Genomic DNA, 25647 nt, shown 5'->3' on the forward strand with positions numbered 1-25647 from the left:
AAAAGTATGGATATTAATAATCTGAATAGTCAGCAGGATGGTCATAGTTTTTTAGACTTTGCTTACCAGCTTTATAGAACTATGAAAACCAACGAAATTAGTTTGGTTTACGAAGGAGAAATTACGCAGGATATCACAAAGACATTCACTGCCATGACAGAGAAAAGTATGGCAAAGCACGAAGAGTCTAATGCTGTTCAGCGTAAAGTATTTAATGTTATGGTAGAGTGTTTACAAAATATTAGTAAACATGCTGATTCTATGGCTGAAGATACTGAAGAGGAGCGTAGAGGTATTGTTATGGTAAGTAGGGGTGATGATTGCTATAATATTATTACAGGTAATGTGATAAGAAATAGTAAAGTTCCTGGCCTAACTGAGAATCTTGAACAAGTAAATTCTCTTGATAAAAAAGGTTTATCAGAGTTGTTTAAAACTCAGATGAAAGAAGGTAGGTTATCTGATAAAGGTGGTGCTGGACTTGGGTTAATTGATATAGCTAAGAAAACAGGAAGCACTTTAGGTTATCAGTTTAAAGAAATAAACGATGAAGTTTCGTTCTTTATTTTAACATCAACTATTCACAGAAATAAATAAATATAAAAAATTCTATTATGGAAGTTATCAATATTCAGGGCACAGATGATACTCCTAACGTTATATTGGATAAGGACAACGGTAAGTTCGAATTCTCAGGAAGATCACTACCAGAAGATGTAAATTTATTTTACGAACCAATTCTTGAGTGGATCGATGGATATGCAGAAGCAGCGAATGATTCTACTGAAGTAAATATTAAACTAGAGTATTTTAATACTGCATCTTCAAAAATTATTTTGGATTTACTTTTAAAGTTCGAAGAAATTGTTGAAGCTGGCAACGATGTTAAAATTATTTGGCATTATCACGAAGAAGAAGAGGATATGCTAGAGGCAGGTGAAGAATATGCAGATATTGTGGATATTCCATTTGATTATATATCATACGCTGACTAAGCAAATTAAGTATAGTATCCTATGAGTGAAGAAATATTAAAGGCATTGATGCAGCTGTTTGGCTTAATAGCCAAACAAGATGACGGAGTTCAGGAAAGTGAACTTGATTTTGTTGAAACTTTTTTAAAGCAACAGCTTAGTTCTGAGGCTGTAGAGGAGTATTATGCCTTGTTTAAAAAGCACTCAAAGGATAAAAAAAGCGCATTAAAACCTGAAGGTAAAGTACAACTTACCTCAATGAAGGATTCGGTGCGTATTCTTGGTATTTGTAAAAAAATTAACAAGCAACTTAATAAAGAGCAGAAAGTTGTAGTTCTTGTTAGATTATACGAATTAATAAATACCGATCGGAAATTTACCGATCAACGTATGGCTATTATAAATACTGTAGCCGACGTATTTAAGTTTACAGCTTTAGAAAAAGAACAGATTGAGGCCTTCGTAATAAACGATGATCTTGATAAACTTGATTTTGAAGACCTTTTGGTTATTAACTCAACAGATAAGGTTGGCGTTAACCGCGAGCATATTCAATCAGGAAAGTTAAATGGAAACGTTCTTATTCTAAGAGTAAAAAGCTCTAATTTATATTTCCTTCGATATACTGGTGATCAAGATATTTTCTTGAATGGATTACTGCTAAATAGTCGTAGAATATACTTATTTCCAAAAGGTAGTTTTATTAAGTTACCTACAGGTACTCCAATTTACTATACCGATGTAGTTGGTCATTTTATGACAGATGCATCGACACCAAGAATATCTTATAAAGTAAACGATTTAGGTTTTACTTTTAAGAATGGAGGTATAGGTCTACGTGATGTAAATATCGCAGAAGAGCACGGACGTTTAGTTGGAATAATGGGCGCCAGTGGTGCGGGTAAAACAACTTTGCTCAATGTACTTTCAGGCACAGAGTCTCCTACAACGGGAACTGTTGAAATTAATGGTGTGAATATGCACACCAATAAAGACGATGTTGAAGGAGTAATTGGTCTTATCCCTCAGGATGACCTTTTAATTGAAGAGCTAACTGTTTTTGAAAATCTTTATTATAATGCAAAACTTTGTTTTAAAGATAAAGGTGAGGAAGAAATTAATCAGTTAGTCAACGATACGCTGCAAAGCCTAGGTTTATTTGAAAGAAGAAATCTAAAAGTTGGATCTCCATTAAATAAAATGATTAGTGGTGGACAGCGTAAGCGTTTAAATATTGCGCTTGAATTAATTAGAGAACCAGCTATCTTATTTGTTGATGAACCTACTTCGGGTTTATCATCACGAGATTCAGAAAATGTAATGAATTTGCTAAGAGAGTTAACCCTAAAGGGAAAGTTAATTTTCGTAGTAATTCATCAACCTTCGTCAGATATCTTTAAGATGTTTGATAAAATGTTTATCCTAGATACTGGAGGTTATCCTGTATATTATGGTAATCCAAGTGAATCGCTAATTTATTTTAAACAGTTAGACGCACAAATTAATAGCGATCAAGGTGAGTGTCCTTCTTGTGGTAATTTAAATCCTGAGTTATTATTCAATATCATTGATGCTAATGTAATTGATGAATATGGTAATTACACAAACAAACGAAAAACATCTCCTCCTGAGTGGCATAAACACTATAAACAGAATATTACAATTCCTGTTCTCGAAGAAGTAAATGATGCACCTCCTAAGTCTTTAAATATCCCTACATGGATTAAGCAATTTAGTATTTATACTTTGCGTGATTTTTGGTCAAAAGTAAGTAATAAACAATATTTGCTTCTGAACTTATTAGAAGCCCCAGTTTTAGGCTTTATTCTAGCATTTTTAATTCGATATATTGTAGATCCAGAATCGAACATATATATATTCAGAGATAATCAGAACATCCCTCCATATATATTTATGGGAATAGTGGTTGCTCTATTTTTCGGTCTCATTGTAAGTGCCGAAGAAATATTTAAGGATGCTAAAATACTGAAACGCGAAGCATTTCTAAACCTTTCTAGGTCAAGTTATCTTGTTTCAAAAATTCTTATTCTATTTACAATCTCAGCCATACAAATGGCACTGTTCGTAGCTGTAGCTAATTCCATTTTGGGCATTCAAGATATGTATTTTGAATTCTGGCTCGCATTATTTACCGTTTCCGCATTCGCTAATATATTAGGATTAATACTATCCGCATCATTTAACTCAATTGTTACCATATATATACTAATTCCATTAGTAATGATACCTCAAATGGTGTTAGGTGGTGCAATGTTTACCTTTGATAAACTTAATAGAGATATATCAAGTCCTGACAAAGTACCTTTTGTTGCTGAGTTTATGCCTTCACGATATATTTACGAGGGATTAATTGTTGACCAGTTTAAACACAATGTATACCAGAGTCAATTCTTTGAGATTGATCAAGAGCAAAGTGTAACCGATTTTAAGGTGGTTTATTATTTGCCCGAGCTAGAATTACTTTTAGATAGATGTAATAGTCATTTATTGGGGAAAGGTGAAAATGATGCCAAGCAGTTCAAAAATGATTTAGCCTTAATTCAGAACGAACTTTCTAAAGAGAATAAAAGAGTTAGTGAGATATCTTTTAATGATATTTCTGCCATTACAGTTGATAATTTTTCAGAGGACCTTTATCAATCTATTAAAAATCATTTAGCTACTTTAAAAAGCTACTATTCCGACCGATTTGTTAAAGCTAATAATCTTAAAGAAAGAAAGATTGGACTTCTAATTCAAAAGATTGGTAAAGAAAGATTTAATGGAGTTAAGGATACTTATCTTAATGAAAGTATTACTGATATTGTATGTAAAACATTTGAAACTAATAAGTTATTGCGTGATGGTGATAAGTTAATTCAGAATGTTGAGCCAATATATCAAAGGCCTGAACCCGAAGGGTTTTTCTCATTCAGAACACATTTCTTTGCTCCAAATAAACATTTTGCTGGCAAGTATTACGAAACCTTATGGTTCAATATTGTAATGGTATGGATCTGTACTTTAATATTATATGCGGTTTTATATTTTGATTTATTACGTAAGAGTTTTAAAATCATCAGTGAAATTAAAATATTAAAAAGGTAACCTTTTCTTTCTTAATCGAGTATATAACAAAACGTCTTTTATAAAAACGAAACTTATCATGTTAAAAAACTTAGTTTATTCAATAGCCCTAATTGGTGGTATCGCATTCATTTCATCATGTTCAGGTAATTCAAGTAAAGGAAACTCTGGTGATGATTTTTCTGTTTCTGATTCTGCATTAAAACAGAACGAACCTTTACAATTATCTGAGGAGATTATTGGTAATGTGATACAAAATATTTCTTCGCCAGTTGAGATGGCTTCATTAATTAAGAAATCAGGCGTTGATTTCTCACAAAAGATTTTAAATAAACCAGAGAAGGTTAAGGATTATAACACAAGTTTTAAACGTGCTTTAAACCTTGGTGTTTATAGTGCTGATCTTGGTTACATCAATACTTTTGATAAGAATACAATTGTTGTTTCTTATTTACTTTCAGTTAAAGAACTTTCTGAGGGTATTAAAGTGGGACAATTTTTCGATTTTGCAGCACTTAAGAAAATGGCTACAAATAGTAGCAATTTAGATTCATTAATGGAAGTTTCAGTAAGTAGCTTCAATAAGATGGATTCTTACTTGCGCGAACAAAAAAGAAGTAATGTAAGTTCTTTAATTGTTACGGGTGCATGGATTGAAGGTTTATACATTTCATCGCAAGTAATTGAAGAAACCAATAACGAGGATCTTATTAATAGAATAGGAGAGCAAAAGGATATTATCGATATTCTTCTGATTATTATGAATAACTACAGTGCAGATCCTAATTTTGCCGAAATGGTTACTCGTATGGAACAAATAAAGCAAGCTTATCAGGGTGTTAAAATTACAACGGAGTTTGGAGAGCCAAAAAGAATTGAAAGAAATGGAACTCTAATAATAGTTCAGGATGAGATAAGCCATGTGGAGATTGCTCCTGAAAGCTTAACTAAAATAATCAAAGAGATCAAAAGTTTAAGAGACTTTATCATTTCATAGTTAATCAATTAAAAACGTTTATATTTGTACGTTTTTCATTCTTAGATTAACATAATGATATGAAATCATTTAAACTAAAACGGACTATTAAAAAATAAAGATATGAAGAAGGTTTTAATTCTATCGATAATATTTATGGCAATTTTTACCGTATCAAGTCATGCACAATGCGATGAGGGTATGTTAAAAACAGCTTTAAAGGAGATGGGAGATGCTCAATATATGAAGGATTTTACCATTGACCTTAAAAAAGATAAAAAGGATTCGCAAACAGGCTATGTAAAGTTTAGTGTTATTTTAAACAGTAGAAGCCATTATAAATTCAATGCCGTAAATGGTATTGGTAATCCTGAAAAAGTGATTATGCAACTTTACGATGGAGATCGCATGTTGATAAGTAACTTTGAAGGTGGTAAAATGTATAATTCATTCGAATTTGTTTGCCGTAAGTCTAAAGTATATAATCTGGTTTTCTCCTTCAAGGGAGGTCAAGAAGGATGTGCTAGAGCAGTTATGAGTCTTGTGAAGCAATATTCTGAGGCGGAGATGCAATTTTAGAAATTAAGGACAGATAATATATACGAGGGCGCTAGTTATAGTGCCCTTTTTTTGTAAAAAATAATTAAAACTTAATATTAGATATTTGTTTAATTTGTTAATTAATTGTTAATTTGATGTTAAGATAATAAGAGTAATACACAGGGCTTTTATTATCATTGTTGGGAGGCTTAGTTAAATTCTTAAATTTAAAAGCCATGAGAATATTTTTTACAATTTTCGCGTTAATCAGTTTTGTTACTGTTAGTTTTGCGCAGTTGATTCAAAAAGAAGACGGATTATATTATACCAAAGATGGTGAATTATATTCCGGTACTTATGTTGAACATTACCCAAATGGGAGCATTAGATTAGAGATGAATGTTGTTGATGGGAAAAAGCAAGGTTCATCATCTTATTACTTCGAAGATAAATCGAAACAAGAAGTCCGTTTTTACGCAGATAACGAGATGGATGGTGTTTGGGAGACTTGGAATGAAGAAGGTGTAAAAGTTGGTGTTGCAAGTTACAAGAAAGGTTTAAAGCATGGTATTTGGAAGATTTATGATGAAAAGGGAACCCTTCGTTATGATATGTCTTACAAAAATGGCAAAAAATCTGGTACTTGGAAGATCTTTGGTGATGATGGTAAATTAACTGCCACAAAAAAATATTAATTTCTACAGGAGACACGAAGAGGAGATATAAATGTATCTCCTTTTTTATGCTCCAAACTTTACAAAGTATCATATATTATTTATCATACGATTAAGTCCCAAGAAACTCAATTTCAATGAACTCACAGTTAAAATTTGCACGATTATCCTACTTGCTTTAAATAATAGCTTCTGCTCTTTACTTAGAAGATAAGTGACTCTTTAATTTGCAAATAGAATGCTTGTGTTGTATTTTCGCAACAAATTAAAAATCGAACATGATGTTAGAACAATACAAAGAGCTTGTTGAACAGGCTTGGGAAAATAGAGAGCTTTTAAAAGAAGATAAAACTCAAGAAGTGATTCGCGAGTTGATGGAAATGTTAGATAAAGGTAAAATTCGTGTTGCAGAACCAAAAGGTGACGATTGGCAAGTAAACGAGTGGGTAAAGAAAGCCGTTATTCTTTATTTCCCTATTCAAAAAATGGAGACTATTGAAGCAGGTCCATTAGAGTTTCATGATAAAATGGCTTTAAAAACGGGTTATGCTGAATTAGGTATTCGTGTAGTTCCTCATGCTGTTGCGCGTTATGGTGCTTATATTTCAAGTGGTGTTGTATTAATGCCTTCGTACACTAACATTGGTGCTTATGTTGATGCTGGTACAATGGTTGATACTTGGGCTACTGTAGGTAGTTGTGCTCAAATTGGTAAAAATGTTCACCTAAGTGGTGGTGTTGGTATTGGTGGTGTTCTTGAGCCTATACAAGCTGCACCATGTATTATCGAAGATGATGCATTTATTGGTTCTCGTTGTATTGTGGTTGAAGGTTGTAGAGTTGGTAAAGAAGCTGTTTTAGGTGCTAATGTTGTATTAACAGGTTCTACTAAAATTATTGACGTTACAGGTGAAGAGCCAGTAGAATATAAAGGTTATGTTCCTCCTCGTTCTGTAGTTATCCCTGGTACTTACACTAAGAAGTTTCCAGCAGGTGATTTCCAAGTTCCGGCAGCTTTAATTATCGGACAACGTAAAGAGTCTACAGATAAAAAGACTTCGTTAAACGATGCATTACGTGATAATAATGTAGCGGTATAATTACCGTTTCTATAATAAAATAAAAGCCTGATAATTGTTTTATCAGGCTTTCTTTTTATATCGATGATCTGTTTAGTAGTTTGATAATGCTCTTCTTAAACCTTCGAAACGAGACTCATAATCAATGGCAGAAAGCCTAATGATTTGTCTGGCTTCATCAGCATCATAAGTATGGGTAATTTCACAATCAGCATCAAATCCTGGCATGTCTTTATAAGTCAGGAAATAGTGTTTTAGGCGTTTTAGTACTAATTCAGGCAAGTCGGTTATATCTTTCATATCGCCATAAAGAACATCGCCTTTAAGCACGGCAATAATTTTATCATCTGCTTGGTTGCCATCAATCATTCTAAAACCACCAATAGGAATTGCTGAGGCTAGTATATCGCCATGGGGTACTTCTTTCTCAGTAAGCACACAAATATCAAGTGGATCTCCATCTCCTTCTAAACCTTCGCGGCCAGTTTTGTTAGCACTAAATTCGCCAATGCGCGAGCCACAGTAGGTTTGAGGAATAAAGCCATATAATGCTGGTATTACGTTTGAGTATTTTTGTGGGCGATCTATTTTCAGATAGCCAGTAGCTTTATCTACCTCATATTTAATGGTATCTGTTGATACAACTTCAATAAAGCTGGTTACAATTCCTGGAGCTTCATCTCCAATATTGACCCCATGCCAAGGGTGCGATTTGTATCTTAGTCCCATTAATCGTCCAATAGGGTCCATTAGGCTGTTAGTAGTGAAATCGTCAGACATTTCTTTCTGGTTTAATAAGTTAATAAATACAAGCCTCATACTTTGGTAGATGTGCTTGTTTATTGAGAGTTGAACGTTCAAAATGAATCTGAAGCCATCACAAATATACTATTAACAATTAGTGATGCTACACATACCATTAAAGAATTAGCCCACCCATCCTGCTTTATCAAGGTTTCTATATTGTACGGCCTCTGCCATATGATTGGTTAATACCTGTTCTGAGTTTTCTAAATCGGCAATTGTTCGGGCTACTTTTAAAATCCGATCGTAGGCACGTGCCGATAAATCAAATTTTTCCATGGCCATTTTTAAAATATCCATCGCACTATTTTCTGGTTTGGCATAGGTGCGTTGTAGCTTCGAAGTCATTTGGGCATTGCAGAACACATGTGGATTATCTTTATACCTTTCGGCCTGAATTTTACGCGCTTTTATTACTCTATCTCTAATCACAGAACTCTTTTCCGAAACGGTTTCAGTTGCCAATTCTTTAAAAGGAACGGGTACTACTTCGATGTGTAAATCTATGCGATCGAGAAGAGGGCCTGATATTTTACTTAAATAGCGTTGCACCACACCAGGACTGCAAACGCAATCCTTATCGGGATGATTATAATAACCGCAAGGGCATGGGTTCATTGACGAGATGAGCATAAAACTAGCAGGATAATCGATGCTATATTTAGCGCGTGATATGGTAACTACCCTGTCTTCTAAAGGTTGGCGCATTACCTCTAATACGGTTCTCTGAAACTCGGGCAATTCATCTAAAAACAAAACTCCGTGGTGTGCTAAAGAAATTTCGCCAGGTGATGGAAAGCCACCGCCGCCCACAAGTGCTACATTTGATATGGAATGATGTGGTGCACGAAATGGTCGGTGTGTTAACAAGGAGCTGTTGTTTTGTATTTTGCCAGCTACTGAGTGTATTTTTGTGGTTTCAAGGGCTTCATCGAGCGTAAGCGGAGGAAGTATGGATGGCAGGCGTTTTGCAATCATCGACTTACCTGCCCCTGGGGGTCCAATCATTATTAAATTGTGCCCACCGGCAGCGGCAATCTCCAAAGCCCGCTTTACGGTTTCTTGCCCCTTAACATCTAAAAAGTCGAGTTCTATATCATTAAACTGTTTGTAGAATTCTGCTTCAATATCTATTATTGTTGGCTCAATAGTGCTCTCTCCGTTTAAAAGTGCAATAACCTCAAGTATATTATCCGCACCATAAACATCAAGTCCTTGTACTACGGCCGCTTCACGTGCATTTTCTTTGGGTACAATAATGCCCTTAAAACCTTCTTCTTTTGCTCTTACTGCAATGGGTAAAACGCCTTTAATGGTTTGTAAACTTCCATCTAAAGATAGTTCGCCCATCATTATAAAATCCCCTAATTTGTCGTCGTTTATTTGGCTTGATGCGGCTAAGATTCCTATGGCTAATGGTAAATCGTAGGCCGATCCTTCTTTACGAATATCGGCAGGAGCCATATTAATAACTATTTTTTTACCAGGCCATTTTAGTCCGCTTATATTAATAGCCGATTGTATGCGTTGTTCGCTTTCTTTAACTGCGTTATCGGGCAGGCCTACTAAGAAAAATTTGATTCCTTTTGAAAAATTGACTTCAATGGTAATGGTAACAGCATCGATACCAGTAAGCGCTGCACCGTAGGTTTTTACTAACATAGATTTTGGTAGTTGATTATTATGGATACCTAAAATAGTAATAATAATGTAACTACGGTATTTATACCGATGCTGTATTTAAAATAATGGATGGTTTTTTATAGAATAGGGATAATTGTGCTTTAATACTTGATTAATGCATGTTTGAAAGGGATGTTAATGAGTGATTATTGTTAAATACGGAGCGGGTGGTTTTTCATGCCCATAGGGCAGAGCTTACTTTTAGAAGTTGTTATTTTTTTTATAAATACTTGTTGAAATTGAGGATGATAGCGCATGTAATCTACACTTTGTAAGTGCTTGTTAATTAGTGATTAGTGCAATGTTGCATGCACAATATTTTGGATGGCAAAAAATATAGGACGAAAATGAAAAATGGACACGTGCATTTTTAATTTTCGTCAGGTGGATTTTTAAAAATGGACAGGAGGGTTTTTTAAAATGCACCTGATGGTTTTTAAAAGTATAAGTAATGCTTTGGTTAGATACGTATTTGTGAACTTAAAATGAGTATGCTTATTTAACAGAATACTTGTGTTGAAGAGGGTTTTTTGTTTTATGATTTTGGCTTAGGGATAGGAGCGGCATCCTTTGTGAGCCCTTTTTGGCGAAGCAAAGATATAGCGCATAGCCCGGCCTGCAAGGAAAGCCCATTATATAATGATTAATTTTAGCCTAAATATCCATTAGGTATTGGGCTGTCAGCCCAAGCCTACCTGCCGGAAGGTAGGCCCGACTTCATCCTGAAACAATTAAGAATACTCAATTCTTAATCGTCCCGATGCCTTGAAGCAAGAAATGGAACCTGCCTGCCGGCAAAGGCAGGGCAAAGAAATTCAAGGCTGCTTTACAAATAACTTTCTTATTTATTTAAAGCTTAAGTGCGGCTGGCGGATCTTCAGGCAAAGCCTTCAGCTAGCCAGTCTTACTAAAGCTTTAAATAAAACAAAAGCTTTTTGTAAAGAGGCCAGCCTGCAAGGCGCCTTAAAACAAATTACCAATAAAAAAAGCCCCGAAGCGATGTGCAACGGGGCTTTGAATTGTATTTTATTAAAGTGCTTATTCAGCAGCTTTTAATAATAAATCTAAGATGTGTGTAGCGGCTACTGATACTGATGTACCAGGACCGAAGATAGCTACAGCACCTGACTCGTAAAGATAATCGTAATCTTGCGCTGGGATAACACCACCACAGATAACCATAATATCTTCGCGACCTAACTTTTTAAGTTCAGCAATTACTTGAGGAACTAAAGTTTTGTGACCGGCAGCTAATGATGATACACCTAATACGTGCACATCGTTTTCTACAGCTTGCTTAGCAGCTTCGGCAGGAGTTTGGAATAATGGTCCCATATCCACATCGAAACCTATATCAGCGTATCCTGTAGCAACTACTTTGGCACCACGATCGTGACCGTCTTGTCCCATTTTAGCTACCATAATACGTGGCTGACGTCCTTCTTTATCAGCAAACTCTTTAGCTAAATTACAAGCTTTTTCGAATTCTTCGTCGTTTCCAGCTTCGCTAGAGTAAACTCCACTAATTGATCTAATCACGGCTTTATATCTACCTACTACGTTTTCACAAGCATCAGAAATCTCACCTAAAGAAGCGTTCTTTTGAGCAGCATCAACAGCTAAGGCTAATAAGTTACCTTCGCCTGTTTCAACCGCTTTGGTGATAGCAGCAAGAGCAGCTTGACATTCTTCTTCGTTACGCTCAGCTTTAAGCTCGTTTAAGCGATCGATTTGCGATAAACGTACTGCAGAGTTGTCAATATCTAAGATATCGATTGGATCTTCTTTCTCTAAACGATATTTGTTTGTTCCAACGATAGTTTGTGTACCGGCATCAATTTTAGCTTGTGCACGTGCAGCAGCTTCTTCGATACGCATTTTAGGTACTCCGCTTTCGATAGCTTTAGCCATACCACCTAACTCTTCAACTTCTTCGATAAGTTTCCAAGCTTTTTCCATTAGGTCGTTTGTTAACGACTCAACGTAGTATGAACCAGCCCAAGGGTCAACCGCTTTTGTAATTTGCGTTTCGTCTTGGATATAAATTTGCGTGTTACGAGCGATACGTGCTGAGAAATCGGTTGGTAATGCAATAGCCTCATCCAATGCGTTAGTGTGTAACGATTGTGTATGACCTAATGCAGATGCCATTGCCTCGATACAAGTACGACCTACGTTGTTAAACGGATCTTGCTCTGTTAACGACCATCCTGAAGTTTGAGAGTGTGTACGTAAAGCAAGTGACTTAGGGTTTTTAGGATTGAATTGTTTTACAATCTTAGCCCAAAGCATACGACCTGCACGCATTTTAGCAATCTCAGTAAAGTGGTTCATTCCGATTGCCCAGAAGAAAGATAAACGTGGTGCAAAAGCATCAATGTCCATTCCGGCGTTAACACCAGCACGTAAATATTCTAAACCATCGGCTAAAGTATATGCTAACTCAATATCGGCAGTTGCACCTGCTTCTTGCATGTGGTAACCTGAGATAGAGATTGAGTTAAACTTAGGCATTTTTTGAGATGTGTACTCAAAAATGTCGGCAATTACTTTCATTGAGAATTTTGGTGGGTAGATGTATGTGTTACGCACCATAAATTCTTTAAGAATATCATTCTGAATAGTACCAGAAAGCTCTTCTAATTTAGCCCCTTGCTCTAAACCTGCAACAATGTAGAATGCTAATACAGGAAGTACAGCTCCGTTCATTGTCATAGATACCGACATCTTGTTCAATGGAATACCATCGAAAAGAATACGCATATCTTTAATAGAGTCGATAGCCACACCTGCTTTACCAACATCACCTACAACACGCTCGTGATCTGAATCGTATCCACGGTGAGTTGCTAAATCGAATGCTACAGAAAGACCTTTTTGACCTGCGGCCAAGTTTCTTTTGTAAAATGCATTTGATTCTTCAGCTGTTGAGAAACCTGCGTACTGACGCACTGTCCAAGGACGCATAGCGTACATACCTGAGTATGGTCCGCGTAGGTATGGAGGAAGACCTGCAGCATAATTTAAATGCTCCATTCCTTCTAAGTCGGTTGCTGAGTAAACACTTTTGTATGGGATTTGCTCAGGAGTAACCATATCCTTTTTAATCCCATGTTTTTTCTCCCACTCTTTGGCTTTAACGCCACCACAAGGAGAACTTTTTTTGAAATCTATATTTTTAAAATCTGGTCTTGCCATTATTTCTATTTATTAAGAAAAAGTATCAAGTATCAAGTATCAAGTATCAAGACTTAAAACTTACTATTACTAATACTTTGACTTTAATGCATATAACATTCTTTGTATTTCTTTAATCTGAGATTCTGTATTAAATAAAACACTCTCAGAAATATAAGCTAAATCAACACACAATAACAATTGGGTCTCGAGTTCAAAACTCGAACCATATGCTATATCAAGAAATCTACAAAAATCTTTATTCGTACCTCGACCTGCTCCTTCTGCAATATTAGATGGAATTGAAACGACTGCTCGTCTCATTTGGCTAGTTAGTCCAAAGTTCTCTTCTTTCGGAAGATTATTAGTAATCTGATAAATCAGTTTTACTAGAACTCTTGCTTTTTGCCAAACTTTTAATTCTCTATAATTATGCATCGTTTACAAAGTCTTGATACTTGTGTCTTGATACTTGTGTCTTAATTAAAGTCCTAGCTCTTTACTGAATCCTTGAAGTGTTTCAAGTACGTTAGAGCGAACGTTAACAAAGTTTGTAATGCCTTGTGCTTTTAAATCGTCGGCACATTTTGGTGCACCAGCAACAACAAAGATAGCTTCGCCATTGATTGCCTTAAATGCAGCAGGAGCAGCATCAACATACTCGTCGTCAGAAGAACAAAGAACAATAATATCAGCTTTAGCAGCTTTGGCAGCTTCAACACCCGCTTCAACAGTATCAAAACCATTGTTGTCGATTGTTTTGTAACCTGCACACTCAAAGAAGTTAGCTGAGAACTGAGAACGAGCTAAACGCATATTTAGGTTACCGTAAGTAAGCATAAATACAGTTGGTGTTTTTTCAGCTCTTTCAGTTGTTAAACGAAGTGCTTCAAACTCTTCAGCACCACGGAATTTAACGATAGGCTCAATAACAGTATCGCCAGAACAACATTTAGTTGTACATGAAGAAACGTTTCCTGCTACTTCAGCAACAGTTTCGTTTCCGTTAGGGAACTGGTTAGTACCTAATAAATTCTCGCGACGTGTAGCAATTGCTTTTTTGCGCTTATCAGCAACTTCGGCAACTTTTGCTTGAACAAAACCTTCTTTTAAAGCAGCAGTGTATCCGCCTTTTTCTTCAACCTCAACAAATAAAGCCCAAGCTTCTTTTGCGATGTTATCAGTAAGGTTCTCGATGTAATATGAACCTGCAGAAGGGTCAACTACTTTATCGAAATGAGATTCCTCTTTCAACAATAATTGTTGGTTACGAGCAATTCTTTCAGAGAATACATCAGAATCTTTATAAATAGTATCAAATGGTTGAACAGTTAACGAATCTGCACCACCTAAAGTAGCCGACATCGCTTCTGTTTGTGTACGCAACATATTTACATATGGATCGTAAATAGTTTTGTTCCATTGTGAAGTTTCACAGTGAATAGCCATTTTTGTTGGCTCTAAACCTGCAGGCTTGTATGATTTTACGATAGTTGCCCATAACATACGTGCAGCACGTAATTTTGCAATCTCCATAAAGTAGTTACCACCAACACCAAAGTTAAATTTCATTGATGAAGCAGCATCGTTTACAGAAACACCTCTTTCAGTAAGTTGCGCTAAATACTCGCTACCCATTGAAAGTGCAAATGCTAATTCTTGTACAATTGAAGAACCTGCATTGTTGAAAAGTTTACCGTTAACAGCAATTGTTTTAAAGTTTGGTAAGTTTTTACCTGCCTCAACAACTTCTTTAGCGTGATCGAACATTTCGTCGAACGACTTGCAAGATTTACCTGATGTAGTTAAACATCCGATAGTATCAAAGTTTACTGAACCTTTAACTTTAGATAAGTCGCGGTTTGTTTTCTTAAGGTAAGCAACAACAGCTTCTAAAAGCTTTTTGCTACCATGCTTAGTAGAAAAGTTGATTTCAACATCATCAGAAATAATGTTGGCTAATACTGAACTAATCTCAGCATTAAAATCTTCAACTTTATCACAGAATGTGAATCCTAATGAAGTAATACCTTTTGTTAAAACATCTAATGCCTTTTTGTTTGCAGCAACGGCATTAACAGCTTTGATGTCCTGACGAACATACCAGTTGTTTGTTTTTTTAGTTCCTCTGATATAAGGAAATTCTCCTGGAAGACTATCAAGGTATTTTACCTCTTCTAAATCTTCAGAACGATAAAAAGGACGAACGTTAAAGCCTTCGTTTGTTCTCCAAACAAGCTTTCTTTCGAAGTCAGCCCCTTTTAAATCCGCTGTAATTTTATCCATCCACTGTTGTGTGGTAACTGGAGCAAAATCACTCAATAACGGTTTTTTAGTTTTATCTGCCATAATATAACTGTATAACTGTTTGTTTTTTCAGAGCGCAAAATTAAACCTTTTGATTGATTTTAAGAAGTAATTACCCTGAATATTACCTGTTATGTAGCATGATAATCAGATTAATAACTCATATTAAAGAAATATTTCTCCATTTGTAGGCTGTAAATGTATGGTTTGTAGGTTACTATGTTCAGCTACTAAAAAGTTATACAATTTGACCAATGACCAATATTTGTAAATTGGATAGGATAAAAAATGGTATCTTAATGCCTCAGACTCTTTTACAAATCGCCTTAAACCTTATAAATCTTGTATATGGATAATCAGAAATCATATGAAGAGCTTGAGTTGGAATTGCTTGCAATAAAAAATGAACTGGCAGAGGTTAAAGCGAACTGCTGCAAAGCAACTGAGGTTGAAAGATTATTAGATGAAAGGATTAAGTATTTAACTATGCTTGAGAATGTTACTGATGTTATAGGCATTATTGACATTAATGGAATTACAAAGTTTAAGAGTCATAACGTTGAAAATTTATTTGGATGGAGTAGTGACGAATTAATGAATCAGCCTGCAGTCAACAATATTCATCCAGATGATAGGGAGGGTTTAATTTCTGCGTTTCAGAGTATCATATCAGGTAACCTAAATCAGTTTACTACAGAGTTTAGATATCACAAAAAAGATGGGAAGTATACTTGGGTTGAATTTAGTGCTGTTAATAATATAAATACACCTAATATTAATGGCATATTAGTTAACTATCATGACATTTCAGATAGGATAAAAGCGAAAGAGGATTTGCTCGAGAGTGAAGCCCGTTACAGAATGTTATTTACGAATATGGATGATAGTTCGAGTTTATATGAAGTGGTAACCGATGATAATGGGGAGCCAATTGATTATAAGTTTATTGCGGTTAATCCAGCATTTGAAGCGTCTGTTGGCTATACCGATGATTATCTAAAGGGTAAGACTCTTTTAGGTGAGTTTCCGGCAACCGAACAAGTGTGGCTTGATACGTTTAAGAAAGTTTATAAAACGGGTAAAGCTCAAAGGATTGAAAGTTATACCGATGTTTTAGATATGTACTTCGATATAATCGCTTTTATTCCGCAAGAAGGACTATTATCTATGATAGGAGTAGATATTACAGAACGTAAGAAAAACGAAATTAGTGAATTGGAGAATAAGCGTTTACTCAAAGAGCAGAACGAAGAGTATTTGTCCATTAATGAAGAGTTAAGCGAACGTAATGAAGAGTTCGCTATATTGAATGATCAGTATAAAATTCAAAATGAGGCTTTATATAAGGCAATGGAGAAAGCCAAGGAAAGTGATTTGCTTAAGTCTACCTTTCTACAAATTATGTCTCATGAGATTAGAACACCAATGAATGCTATATATGGCTTTGCAGAACTACTTTCAGAAGTCGATTCTGATATGGACATGATAAAAGACTATAGTAGCATCATTAAAAATAGTAGTGAGCAATTGCTTTCGGTTGTAAATAATGTTTTAACCATTTCATCTCTTGAAACAAAGCAAGAAGAGGTGGTTTTATCTAAGGTTAATTTAAGTACTCTATTAGAGGAACAAGTTGCAATTTTTAAGATGGATACCAAGCTAAGTATTTCACATCAGAATAGTTTAAATGGTAGTGATGTTGAGTTAAATACAGATAGAACAAAACTCACACAGATCATATCAAATTTACTTTCAAATGCTATTAAATTTAGCGAGGAAGGGGAAATAAAAATGGCATGTTGTTTAGAAGGTGACTTTGTTAAGTTTAGTGTCTGCGATTGTGGTATAGGAATTCATGAAGAAGAACAAGCTTTTATTTTTGAGCAATTTAGGCAGGCTAATCATAATATACAAAAGAAGTATGGCGGTACTGGTTTAGGGTTAACTATCTCAAAAGCATTTATTGAGCTATTGGGAGGACGAATTTGGTTTGAATCGGAAGAAGGCAAAGGAACTCAATTCTTTTTCACTCTTCCGCGATCATTATAACCTCATCTTATTTCTGAATAAAAAAGACTCCTGATAACAACATTATTATACCAATAATGCGTTTAGTACTAATGGGTTGAATGGCAATACCAAAAAAGCCAAAATGATCAATTACCGATGCTGCAATTAATTGCCCTACAATTGAAGCTGCTAATACTGTGGTAACTCCAATTCTTGGAATAAAAAATATAGTTGACGAAACAAATATAGCACCCAATATACCTCCAATAAACAAATAAGAAGGGGCGGTTTTAATATGATCAAAATCAGGAATCTGTGTTTTAAAAATCAAGTTAAGACCAATTAAGCATACAGAGCCAACTAAGAAATTTACTAAGGCACCTTGTAATGGATGTTTTAAGAATGTGGTGAGATGTGTATTTATGCTTCCCTGAATAGCCAATAAACATCCAATAACTACAACAATAAATGTGAATATAAATTTCATAACGAATTAATTAATCACAAATATAAGCAATAGTATTTTTGAATACTGATTATATAGAAGCTTTGCTACCCACATAATTTGCTTGAGGTTTTGTACTTAGTTAATTGTGCTTTACACTAGCTTAACACAATATTTAAACTTTACAAAAGCTTAGTATCTAATTCATGTATAGTTGTTTGTAGTACGATAGTTTTGCTTTAATAATTGTAAGTGCATATGAAGCAGAAAAACGATTTAAAGCAACTTGATGCTGTTGTGATATCCGATACTCACTTGGGTACCCGAAGCGCAAAGGCGAAGGAGCTGTTAAACTATCTCAAATCGATTAAAACAGAAGTGCTAGTTCTTAATGGTGATATTATTGATATCTGGCAATTTAGTAAGTCTTACTTTCCTAAAACACAGCTTAAAGTAGTAAGGCAAATTATTAAAATGATGGAGGCTGGCACTCAAGTTCATTATGTAATTGGCAACCATGATGAAGCTTTAAGAAGGTTTGTAGGGGTTAAAATGGGCAACCTATCAATTGTTAATAAGGTGGTTCTTAAAATAAATGGAGCTAAAACATGGATATTTCACGGAGATGCATTTGATGTAGTAATGCATCACTCGGCATGGCTAGCAAAATTAGGAGCTACAGGGTATGCATTACTTACAATCATAAACAAGGTTGTAAATAGTTTTCTTTCACTTTTTGGTCAGCGAAGAATTTCTTTATCAAAGGATATTAAAGAGTTGGTGAAAAGTAAGCGTAACGATGTTACTTCTCGTTTTGAGAAGACGGTGGCTGGCTTAGCTATAAAAAAGCGCTATAAATATGCTATTTGCGGACATATTCATTGGCCTGCTAAAAAAAGAATTAGTAATCAACACGGAAGTGTGATGTATTTAAATTCAGGCGACTGGGTTGAAAACATGACGGCCCTTGAGTTTGAAAATAATGATTGGCATTTAGTTTATTATAATGATTCGGCTCCATTTAATTATCATGAAGATGATAAGGTAGATGAAGTATCTGATTTATTAACCAGGTCAGATAAGGCTTTATTTAAAACGATGTTTCGAGATATTTTAAGTGAATCTTAACCATTTATTATGAAAATCTTATACGCGATACAAGGAACAGGCAATGGTCATATAGCCAGAGCTATGGAAGTTATACCTGTGTTAAAGAAGTTTGGTAAAGTTGATTTATTACTTAGCGGAAATCAATGTGATATTGATTTGCCATGGAAGGTAAAATATCGTTATCACGGGGCAAGTTTCGTTTTTGGTAAAAAAGGAGGAGTTGACCTTAAATCAACCATGAAGAATATAAATGCAGTTAATTTTATTGCTGAGGTTCTAAAAATCCCCGTGCGTGAGTACGATTTGGTTTTAAATGATTTTGAACCAGTTGTGGCTTGGGCATGTAAACTTAAAGGGAAGGAGTGTATTGGAATATCGCACCAGTCTGCTGTTTTGCATCATAAAGCACCTCAACCTAAGGTTAAAAGTTTACTAGGAAAAAACATCCTGAAATATTATGCACCAACGCATAAGAGTTATGGGTTTCATTTTAAGGAGCTAGGAAATGGTTTCTTTACTCCTGTAATAAGAAGAGATATTAGATTTTCCACCCCTTCTGTTGAGAATCATTATACAGTATATCTTCCGGCGTATTCTGATGAGGCCATATTGGACTTCTTAACTCAATTTCCGCAAGATCAATGGCAAGTTTTCTCTAAACATAATAAGCGTGCATTTAGCTATAAGAATGTATACATTCAACCGGTTGATAAAATGGGTTTTGCTAAAAGTATGCTTTCATCTAAAGGTGTTTTGTGCAATGCAGGATTCGAAACTCCTGCAGAGGCTCTCTATTTAAAAAAGAAGCTTTGTGTTTTACCAATGTCAGGACAGTACGAGCAACAGTGTAACGCTGCCATGCTTGAATCGATGGGAATACCCACTTTTAAAACATTAAAAGAAGTAGATATTGATGTTTTTAATAACTGGCTTTTAAATGAAAAGCCTGTGGAAGTTAATTATCAGAATGATACAAATTGGATTATATCTGCTATAGTTAAGGAATACGCTCAAATACAAGAAGAAGCTGTGTTTGCAATTTAAAATTGAGATTATGCATAACAAATGCATAATCTCAGAATAATCTTATAATACTTCGTCAATTTTTTCTGTTGGTCGGGCTACAACTGCTTTATCTCCATTAATTACAATAGGTCGTTCTATTAGTTTAGGATTCTCTGCCATGGCATGAACAAGTTCTTCATTAGTAAGATCCTTGCCTTTAATTTCCTTTTTATAGAAATCTTCACCTGTTCGCATTAAATCTTTAGGCTCCATATTCAACTTTTTAAGCAGTTGATTAATTTCTTCTGCATTTAGTTGCACATCAAGGTACTTTACAACCATTGGTGTGATTCCTTTTTCCTCAAGGTATTGCAGGCCTAAACGGCTTTTAGAACAGCGTGGATTATGTAATATTGTTATCATCTTATTTTAGTTATTTATAGGATTATTTACCACCAAATTCCATTAAATAGGCTTTGGTAAATATGTCGATGTCACCATCTAATACCGCCTGAACATTTGAAGTTTCGGCACCTGTGCGAACATCTTTAACCATTTTATAAGGTTGCAATACGTATGATCTAATTTGCGAACCCCATTCTATTTTTTTCTTTTCACTTTCAACTTTATTTTGCTCTTCCATACGTTTACGTAATTCAAGTTCGTATAGCTGAGACTTTAAAAGGCGCATGGCATTTTCTTTGTTACCAAGCTGTGAACGCGATTCGGTATTTTCAATAATAATACCCGTTGGAGCATGGCGTAAACGAACACCGGTTTCAACTTTATTCACATTCTGGCCACCTGCACCACCACTACGGAAAGTTTCCCAAGAAATTTCCGCAGGACTTACTTCTATTTCAATTGTATCATCAATTAATGGAGATATAAAAACAGATGTAAACGAAGTCATACGCTTATTGGCCGCATTAAATGGCGATAAACGAACTAGGCGATGTACGCCATTTTCGCTTTTTAAATAACCATATGCAAAGTCGCCTTCAAATTGAAGCGTTACAGTTTTGATACCTGCATCATCACCAGCTTGATAGTTTACTTCTTTAACCTTGTATTTATTTCTCTCGCCCCAGCGAATATACATACGCATTAGCATCTCTGCCCAATCCTGACTTTCGGTTCCACCAGCACCAGCATTAATTTTTAATACGGCACCAAACTTATCCTCATCTCGGCGGAGCATATTCTTAAGTTCTAGGGCTTCCACGTCAATTAATAATTCGGCATACAGCTCTTCTACATCCTCTTGTGTAGCATCGCCTTCTTTCATAAATTCGAAGAGAACCTCAAGGTCTTCAATTTTAGCCACAATAGCTTCATACTCGTCTACCCAAGCTTTTATGCCTCTGAGTTTACGCATATGTATCTCAGCAGCCTTGGCATCATCCCAAAAGTCGGGAGCTTGTGAGCGTTGTTCTTCCTCTTCAACTTCTATCTTTTTCTTATCAATGTCAAAGATACCTCCTTAACGCCAGCTGGCGCTCCGCTAAATCTTTTAGCTGTTCAATAGTTGTCATGAAATATAAATTTTATCGCAAATTTAATGTTTTGATAAAGATAGTGCCTGAATAAGTTAGTTTTTCTTATTCTAATTTTTACTTGTCGTAATTCCGTTGCAGTATTTCGATAAAAACTTAGTGGCTTTGTAATGTCCTAACTCTTCAGCTTTAACCCAATCGGCGCAACACTGTTCTTTCATGCCCAAATTATAGTATGCAATTCCTCTATTAAATAGTGCATAAATATCATCACCATCGATACCAAGGGCTATGTCATAATCCGCAATGGCCCCTAAGTAGTTTTCAATTTGCATTTTTAAGGTGCCTCTTATGGAGTATATTCCGGGTAAATAGGGGTCGAGTAAAATGGCCTTATTAATGTCCTTCAAGGCCCTGTCGTAAAAATCGAAATGTTGAAAAGTAAACCGGCCACGCTCGTAATATCCATTCGCATACATTGGTGCTGCTGCAATTGCTTTATTAAAACAGTTTTCTGCAGTTTGTTTGTCGTTATGTAATCGCATAGCAAGTAAACCGAATTCAATTAATGCAGGGGCATAATTCTCATGCTTTTCAATACACGCAATATAGTTGATAAAGGCTTCTTTTAAGTTATTGTTATGCCTATTGTATTCGGCATTAAAGAAATCTGTTAAAAATGTATTGGTGTTGGTACGTTTAAGCTTTTCTAAATCTAAATTTCTACCATGTTTGTTATTGTACTGCCTTCGTGATTCTGCTCTAAGCATTAAGGCTTTTCCATTAAGAGAATCTAGTTTTAGTACTCGTGAGAAATCTTTAGCAGATTCAATCCACTCTTTTTGCATAAAGTTAATAAGTGCCGAATTCATATAAACAGCCATCTGTGAGGTGGTTTGATATTGCCTAACCGGTAAATCACTGTTGTTTTTCCGCCACAAACTATCGTTTAAAATGTGGGTGCTGTAGAATAGGGTGTTGGCCTTTTTGTTATGCTTTGTAGAAATACCTATCAAATCACCTCTACTATTTATTACTGGAGCACCGCTTGATTTGTGGGTGATATTTGAAGAGGTTTCTACTAAGCGATCGATATAAGGAGCCTGGAAAACTTTAGTTACTTGACCAAAACTTAGTCCATTGTCAGCATCATTCGGATGGCACATCACTAGGGTTTCTGATTGATATGCATTTGTGTTCAGAGAAGGAACAATATAATCAAAGCTTTTATTCTGAGAGTGAATTACCTTGATGAGGCATAAGTCTGCCATTGCATGTGTTGATATTACTTTATCTACACTGTAGGTTTTATTATTTCTGAGGGTTATAACGCCGGAGTCATTTGTTATGAATATGTGAGCAGGAACAATTGCTATTCCGCTAGGATTTATAAAGAAACCTGTTGCCGTATCGTTTCTTGAGTTGGTTTCTCCATAGGTAATAATTGTAAATACCGCCTTTTCATACTTGTTAATTGTTTTGTACATTTTCTGAGCACTTGTAATATTACAAATAAACAGAAGAATAAGTATGATTTTATAAATCGACATTTTAATAGAATAGGGATGAAATTTCTACTAAAATAAAAATTTTTAGAGACGATAATTCCTGTAGGCGAGAAGTTTTTTATATACACATCTATTTTAATGATGAGTTGATATAAATATTAGGGCATAAAAAAAGCTCCAACTCAAAGAGTTGAAGCTTTATAGGGTGAAAGACCGGTTTCGAACCGGCGACCTCTGGAACCACAAACCAGCGCTCTAACCAACTGAGCTACAATCACCATTCTTGCTAAAAGCGATGCAAAGATAACACTAAAAGAATTACATTTGCAAATCATTATCTAAAAAAAAACAAAGTATTTTTCACTGAAGAATATAAGTTTCAGAATTACAGATAAATATATTTGTGTTTTTTATTTCATAAAATGAGTTTGAATTAAAAAAAGTAGAGAAAAATGTTTTTTCTGGTATTGTTATTTGTAGAAACAATAACTTTATTGGCGAGAAATAAGAATAGAAGAGATGAAGTTTTTTATGGAAGATACTACCTCTGCAGAGGTGGATAATATAATGGCCTTGCTTAAAAGCTATATGGATGGAGAGATTTCGCAACAGATGCGAAAAAGTGGGCTCGATTATAAATTGAACTTTGGTGTTAGTATGCATTGGTTGCGTAAAATTGCGGCCAAGTATAAAAACAAGCAAAATCTAGCCGAACGCTTATGGCATAGGGAAGCTCGTGAAACAATGATTTTGGCTACTATGATTGCTGATGTCTCACTGTTGAAATCAGAAAAGATAGAAGAATGGTTTACTATGGTTAAAACCAATGAGTTGGCAGAGCAATTTGGTGTTAATTTGTTGAGTAGAGCAGACAATTATAAATCGCTTAGTCAAGAATTCATTCACAGTGATGATGTATATAAACAAGCGGCTGGCTGGTGCTCTTTATCTATATTTCTTAAAAATAGTGAATTAGAAAACGTGGCATCATTAGTTAATGATGCGTTTATCAATATAAATCAGGATTCTGTATTTCTGCAACGAACCAAGGGTAGATTTCTTAGGGCAGCCTGTCGACATTCAAAAGATTTGCTCGATTCAATAGAAGCACAATTAAACTTGGTTAAGGACGATAAGAAACTAGCTTTTCTGGTTCAAGAACTACGTGCAGAAATTGATTTTATGCGCGAAAGTTAAAAGTAGATTTAAGGTATATGATACACGAAGATCACTTTGTGAAGTATGGAAAGCATGTAGTGGGAAGTGATAAATGTATTGAAACACCATTTGGTACAAAAAAACTACTTTATGCTGATTGGGTTGCGAGTGGTAGATTATACCATCCCATTGAAGATGCAATAGTTAATAAAGTGGGGCCATTAGTTGCCAACACGCATTCAGAATCAAGCTACACAGGAGAAACTATATCTGGGGTTTACAAAAGTTCTCGGAGAATTATTAAAAAGCATGTTAATGCTACTGATGATGATATAATAATAACCTCGGGTAGTGGAATGACTGAGGTTGTAAATAAGCTACAGCGCATATTAGGTTTGCGAATTCCAGAACAGGCTTTAAAGTACATCTCAATTAAACCCGAAGAACGTCCGGTTGTATTTGTAACTCACATGGAGCATCATTCTAACCATACCTCGTGGCTTGAAACAATTGCTGATGTTGTTGTAATTAAACCCAATAAAGATTTATTAGTAGATGTTAATTCTCTAAAATTAGAACTCAAAAAATATGAAAATAGGAAGGTTAAGATAGGTTCATTTTCTGCATGCTCTAATGTCACAGGTATTGAAGTACCCTATCATGAGCTTTCAAAAATAATGCATCAACATGGAGGTTTGTGTTTTGTGGATTTTGCCGCCTCAGCACCTTACGTAGAAATTGATATGCACCCATGTGATTCAGAGATGTATTTAGATGCCCTATTTTTCTCACCGCATAAATTTATTGGAGGACCAGGTAGTTGTGGCGTTCTGATTTTCAATAAATCAATATATAATAATGTGGCTCCTGATACCTCTGGGGGAGGCACTGTTAACTGGACCAATAGGTGGGGGAAGTATCATTACGTTGAGGATATTGAAACTAAGGAGGATGCTGGGACTCCAGGTTTTTTGCAGTCCATAAAGGCGGCAATGGCCATCAGGCTAAAGGAAGAAATGAACGTGGTTAAAATGGCCGAACGAGAGTCCGAAATGGTATCCTTAGTTTTAAATGAGTTACGAAAAGTTGAAAACATTACCATTTTAGCGAACAATGTTGAGGAACGTTTAGGTATTATTTCTTTTTATATTGAGGATGCACATTTTAATTTAGTGGTTCGCCTATTAAGCGATTATTACGGTATTCAAGTGCGTGGAGGATGTTCGTGCGCAGGAACATATGGACATTATTTATTGCATGTTGATTCTCAAACTTCACATAAAATTACTTCTAAAATAGATAGAGGAGATTTCTCAGAAAAACCAGGTTGGGTTCGTATATCCTTGCATCCAGTTATGAGTGAGCAAGATATTAATCTTATTATAGAAGCTGTTCGTTATGTTGCTGCCAACTGGAAAGCGCTCCAAGAGTCGTACGAATATATTCCTGAAAAGAATGAATATGAGTATAAATTTGAACAATTATTAATTTCTAAAGAATACGAATCGTGGTTTTCTGTAATATAATTAACAAAGTATTTTGTTATTTGATTTCTTGATTATTTGCAAACTCATAAAAACATTTATTTTTGTAGTACATCCTTATTGCACTCTT

Annotated in this window: 22 protein-coding genes and 1 tRNA gene; 13 read left to right on the forward strand and 10 right to left on the reverse strand. The window is 35.2% G+C overall.

Annotation, left to right across the window (positions count from 1 at the left end):
- Positions 1–6 precede the first annotated feature (6 nt).
- The 7 genes from A8B35_RS14840 (at position 7) to A8B35_RS14870 (ending at position 7351) form a co-directional block, all read left to right on the forward strand.
- Positions 7–597 carry a SiaB family protein kinase gene (locus A8B35_RS14840; RefSeq protein WP_245820797.1) on the forward strand — a complete coding sequence of 197 codons (591 nt, stop codon included), beginning with the start codon at positions 7–9 and terminating at the stop codon, positions 595–597.
- Positions 598–614: 17 nt separating this feature from the next.
- Positions 615–995, forward strand: a complete 381-nt coding sequence (locus A8B35_RS14845) for a DUF1987 domain-containing protein (RefSeq protein WP_075603334.1) — start codon at positions 615–617, stop codon at positions 993–995.
- Between the two features lie 21 nt (positions 996–1016).
- Positions 1017–4082 (forward strand): ATP-binding cassette domain-containing protein, encoded by a 3066-nt coding sequence (locus A8B35_RS14850; RefSeq protein WP_075603335.1) that lies wholly within the window; start codon positions 1017–1019, stop codon positions 4080–4082.
- Between the two features lie 58 nt (positions 4083–4140).
- A complete protein-coding gene (locus A8B35_RS14855) occupies positions 4141–5058 on the forward strand; it encodes a hypothetical protein (protein ID WP_075603336.1) in 918 nt (305 codons plus the stop codon).
- Between the two features lie 102 nt (positions 5059–5160).
- Positions 5161–5616 carry a hypothetical protein gene (locus A8B35_RS14860; RefSeq protein WP_075603337.1) on the forward strand — a complete coding sequence of 152 codons (456 nt, stop codon included), beginning with the start codon at positions 5161–5163 and terminating at the stop codon, positions 5614–5616.
- Between the two features lie 197 nt (positions 5617–5813).
- Complete coding sequence (locus tag A8B35_RS14865; RefSeq protein ID WP_075603338.1) at positions 5814–6272, forward strand: toxin-antitoxin system YwqK family antitoxin; 459 nt, start codon at positions 5814–5816, stop codon at positions 6270–6272.
- Positions 6273–6532: 260 nt separating this feature from the next.
- Positions 6533–7351: a 2,3,4,5-tetrahydropyridine-2,6-dicarboxylate N-succinyltransferase gene (locus tag A8B35_RS14870; RefSeq protein ID WP_075603339.1), complete on the forward strand. Its 819-nt coding sequence runs from the start codon at positions 6533–6535 to the stop codon at positions 7349–7351.
- Between the two features lie 72 nt (positions 7352–7423).
- Here A8B35_RS14870 and A8B35_RS14875 read toward each other — a convergent pair whose 3' ends face one another.
- Together A8B35_RS14875 and A8B35_RS14880 are read right to left on the reverse strand one after the other, a co-directional pair.
- Complete coding sequence (locus A8B35_RS14875) at positions 7424–8149, reverse strand: inorganic pyrophosphatase (protein ID WP_245820798.1); 726 nt, start codon at positions 8147–8149, stop codon at positions 7424–7426.
- A 108-nt stretch (positions 8150–8257) separates the two neighbouring features.
- Positions 8258–9796 (reverse strand): YifB family Mg chelatase-like AAA ATPase, encoded by a 1539-nt coding sequence (locus tag A8B35_RS14880; protein WP_075603340.1) that lies wholly within the window; start codon positions 9794–9796, stop codon positions 8258–8260.
- A 786-nt stretch (positions 9797–10582) separates the two neighbouring features.
- Between A8B35_RS14880 and A8B35_RS14885 the strand changes: the two genes are divergently transcribed.
- Positions 10583–10873 carry a hypothetical protein gene (locus tag A8B35_RS14885; RefSeq protein WP_139314907.1) on the forward strand — a complete coding sequence of 97 codons (291 nt, stop codon included), beginning with the start codon at positions 10583–10585 and terminating at the stop codon, positions 10871–10873.
- On the opposite strand, the gene scpA is transcribed toward A8B35_RS14885, so the two are convergent.
- The 3 genes from scpA to mutA all read right to left on the reverse strand — a co-directional run bounded on the left by scpA (position 10856) and on the right by mutA (position 15343).
- Positions 10856–13015, reverse strand: a complete 2160-nt coding sequence (scpA, locus tag A8B35_RS14890) for a methylmalonyl-CoA mutase (RefSeq protein WP_075603342.1) — start codon at positions 13013–13015, stop codon at positions 10856–10858. The two genes, A8B35_RS14885 and scpA, sit on opposite strands and share 18 nt — an antisense overlap.
- Before the next feature lie 69 nt (positions 13016–13084).
- Positions 13085–13432, reverse strand: coding sequence for a four helix bundle protein (locus A8B35_RS14895; protein WP_075603343.1), 348 nt, complete (start codon positions 13430–13432; stop codon positions 13085–13087).
- Between the two features lie 45 nt (positions 13433–13477).
- Positions 13478–15343 carry a methylmalonyl-CoA mutase small subunit gene (mutA, locus tag A8B35_RS14900; protein WP_075603344.1) on the reverse strand — a complete coding sequence of 622 codons (1866 nt, stop codon included), beginning with the start codon at positions 15341–15343 and terminating at the stop codon, positions 13478–13480.
- A 306-nt stretch (positions 15344–15649) separates the two neighbouring features.
- On the opposite strand from mutA, the gene A8B35_RS14905 reads away from it, so the two are divergent.
- Positions 15650–17350: a sensor histidine kinase gene (locus A8B35_RS14905; protein WP_075603345.1), complete on the forward strand. Its 1701-nt coding sequence runs from the start codon at positions 15650–15652 to the stop codon at positions 17348–17350.
- Between the two features lie 7 nt (positions 17351–17357).
- On the opposite strand, the gene A8B35_RS14910 is transcribed toward A8B35_RS14905, so the two are convergent.
- The gene (locus tag A8B35_RS14910) at positions 17358–17798 is read right to left on the reverse strand and encodes a DMT family transporter (RefSeq protein ID WP_075603346.1); all 441 of its coding nucleotides are present in this window, start codon (positions 17796–17798) and stop codon (positions 17358–17360) included.
- 216 nt (positions 17799–18014) lie between these two features.
- On the opposite strand from A8B35_RS14910, the gene A8B35_RS14915 reads away from it, so the two are divergent.
- A complete protein-coding gene (locus A8B35_RS14915) occupies positions 18015–18884 on the forward strand; it encodes a UDP-2,3-diacylglucosamine diphosphatase (protein WP_075603347.1) in 870 nt (289 codons plus the stop codon).
- A gap of 9 nt (positions 18885–18893) precedes the next feature.
- Positions 18894–19910: a glycosyltransferase family protein gene (locus tag A8B35_RS14920; protein WP_075603348.1), complete on the forward strand. Its 1017-nt coding sequence runs from the start codon at positions 18894–18896 to the stop codon at positions 19908–19910.
- A gap of 42 nt (positions 19911–19952) precedes the next feature.
- Here A8B35_RS14920 and arsC read toward each other — a convergent pair whose 3' ends face one another.
- The 4 genes from arsC to A8B35_RS14940 form a co-directional block, all read right to left on the reverse strand.
- Positions 19953–20294: an arsenate reductase (glutaredoxin) gene (gene arsC / locus A8B35_RS14925; RefSeq protein WP_075603349.1), complete on the reverse strand. Its 342-nt coding sequence runs from the start codon at positions 20292–20294 to the stop codon at positions 19953–19955.
- Between the two features lie 22 nt (positions 20295–20316).
- A protein-coding gene (prfB, locus tag A8B35_RS14930; protein WP_139314908.1) for a peptide chain release factor 2 occupies positions 20317–21406 on the reverse strand; the annotation gives its coding sequence in 2 pieces (ribosomal slippage) (positions 20317–21342 and positions 21344–21406; 1089 coding nt in all).
- Between the two features lie 71 nt (positions 21407–21477).
- Complete coding sequence (locus A8B35_RS14935) at positions 21478–22917, reverse strand: tetratricopeptide repeat-containing S1 family peptidase (RefSeq protein WP_083634473.1); 1440 nt, start codon at positions 22915–22917, stop codon at positions 21478–21480.
- A 161-nt stretch (positions 22918–23078) separates the two neighbouring features.
- Positions 23079–23154: transfer RNA gene (locus A8B35_RS14940), tRNA-His, on the reverse strand.
- 240 nt (positions 23155–23394) lie between these two features.
- On the opposite strand from A8B35_RS14940, the gene A8B35_RS14945 reads away from it, so the two are divergent.
- Complete coding sequence (locus A8B35_RS14945; protein ID WP_075603352.1) at positions 23395–24072, forward strand: DNA alkylation repair protein; 678 nt, start codon at positions 23395–23397, stop codon at positions 24070–24072.
- Between the two features lie 17 nt (positions 24073–24089).
- Entirely contained in the window at positions 24090–25559 is a 1470-nt protein-coding gene (locus tag A8B35_RS14950) for an aminotransferase class V-fold PLP-dependent enzyme (RefSeq protein ID WP_075603353.1), read from the forward strand.
- Positions 25560–25647 lie beyond the last annotated feature (88 nt).

The sequence above is a fragment of the Saccharicrinis aurantiacus genome (assembly GCF_001660705.2).
Classification (GTDB): Bacteria; Bacteroidota; Bacteroidia; order Bacteroidales; family Marinilabiliaceae; genus Saccharicrinis; species Saccharicrinis aurantiacus.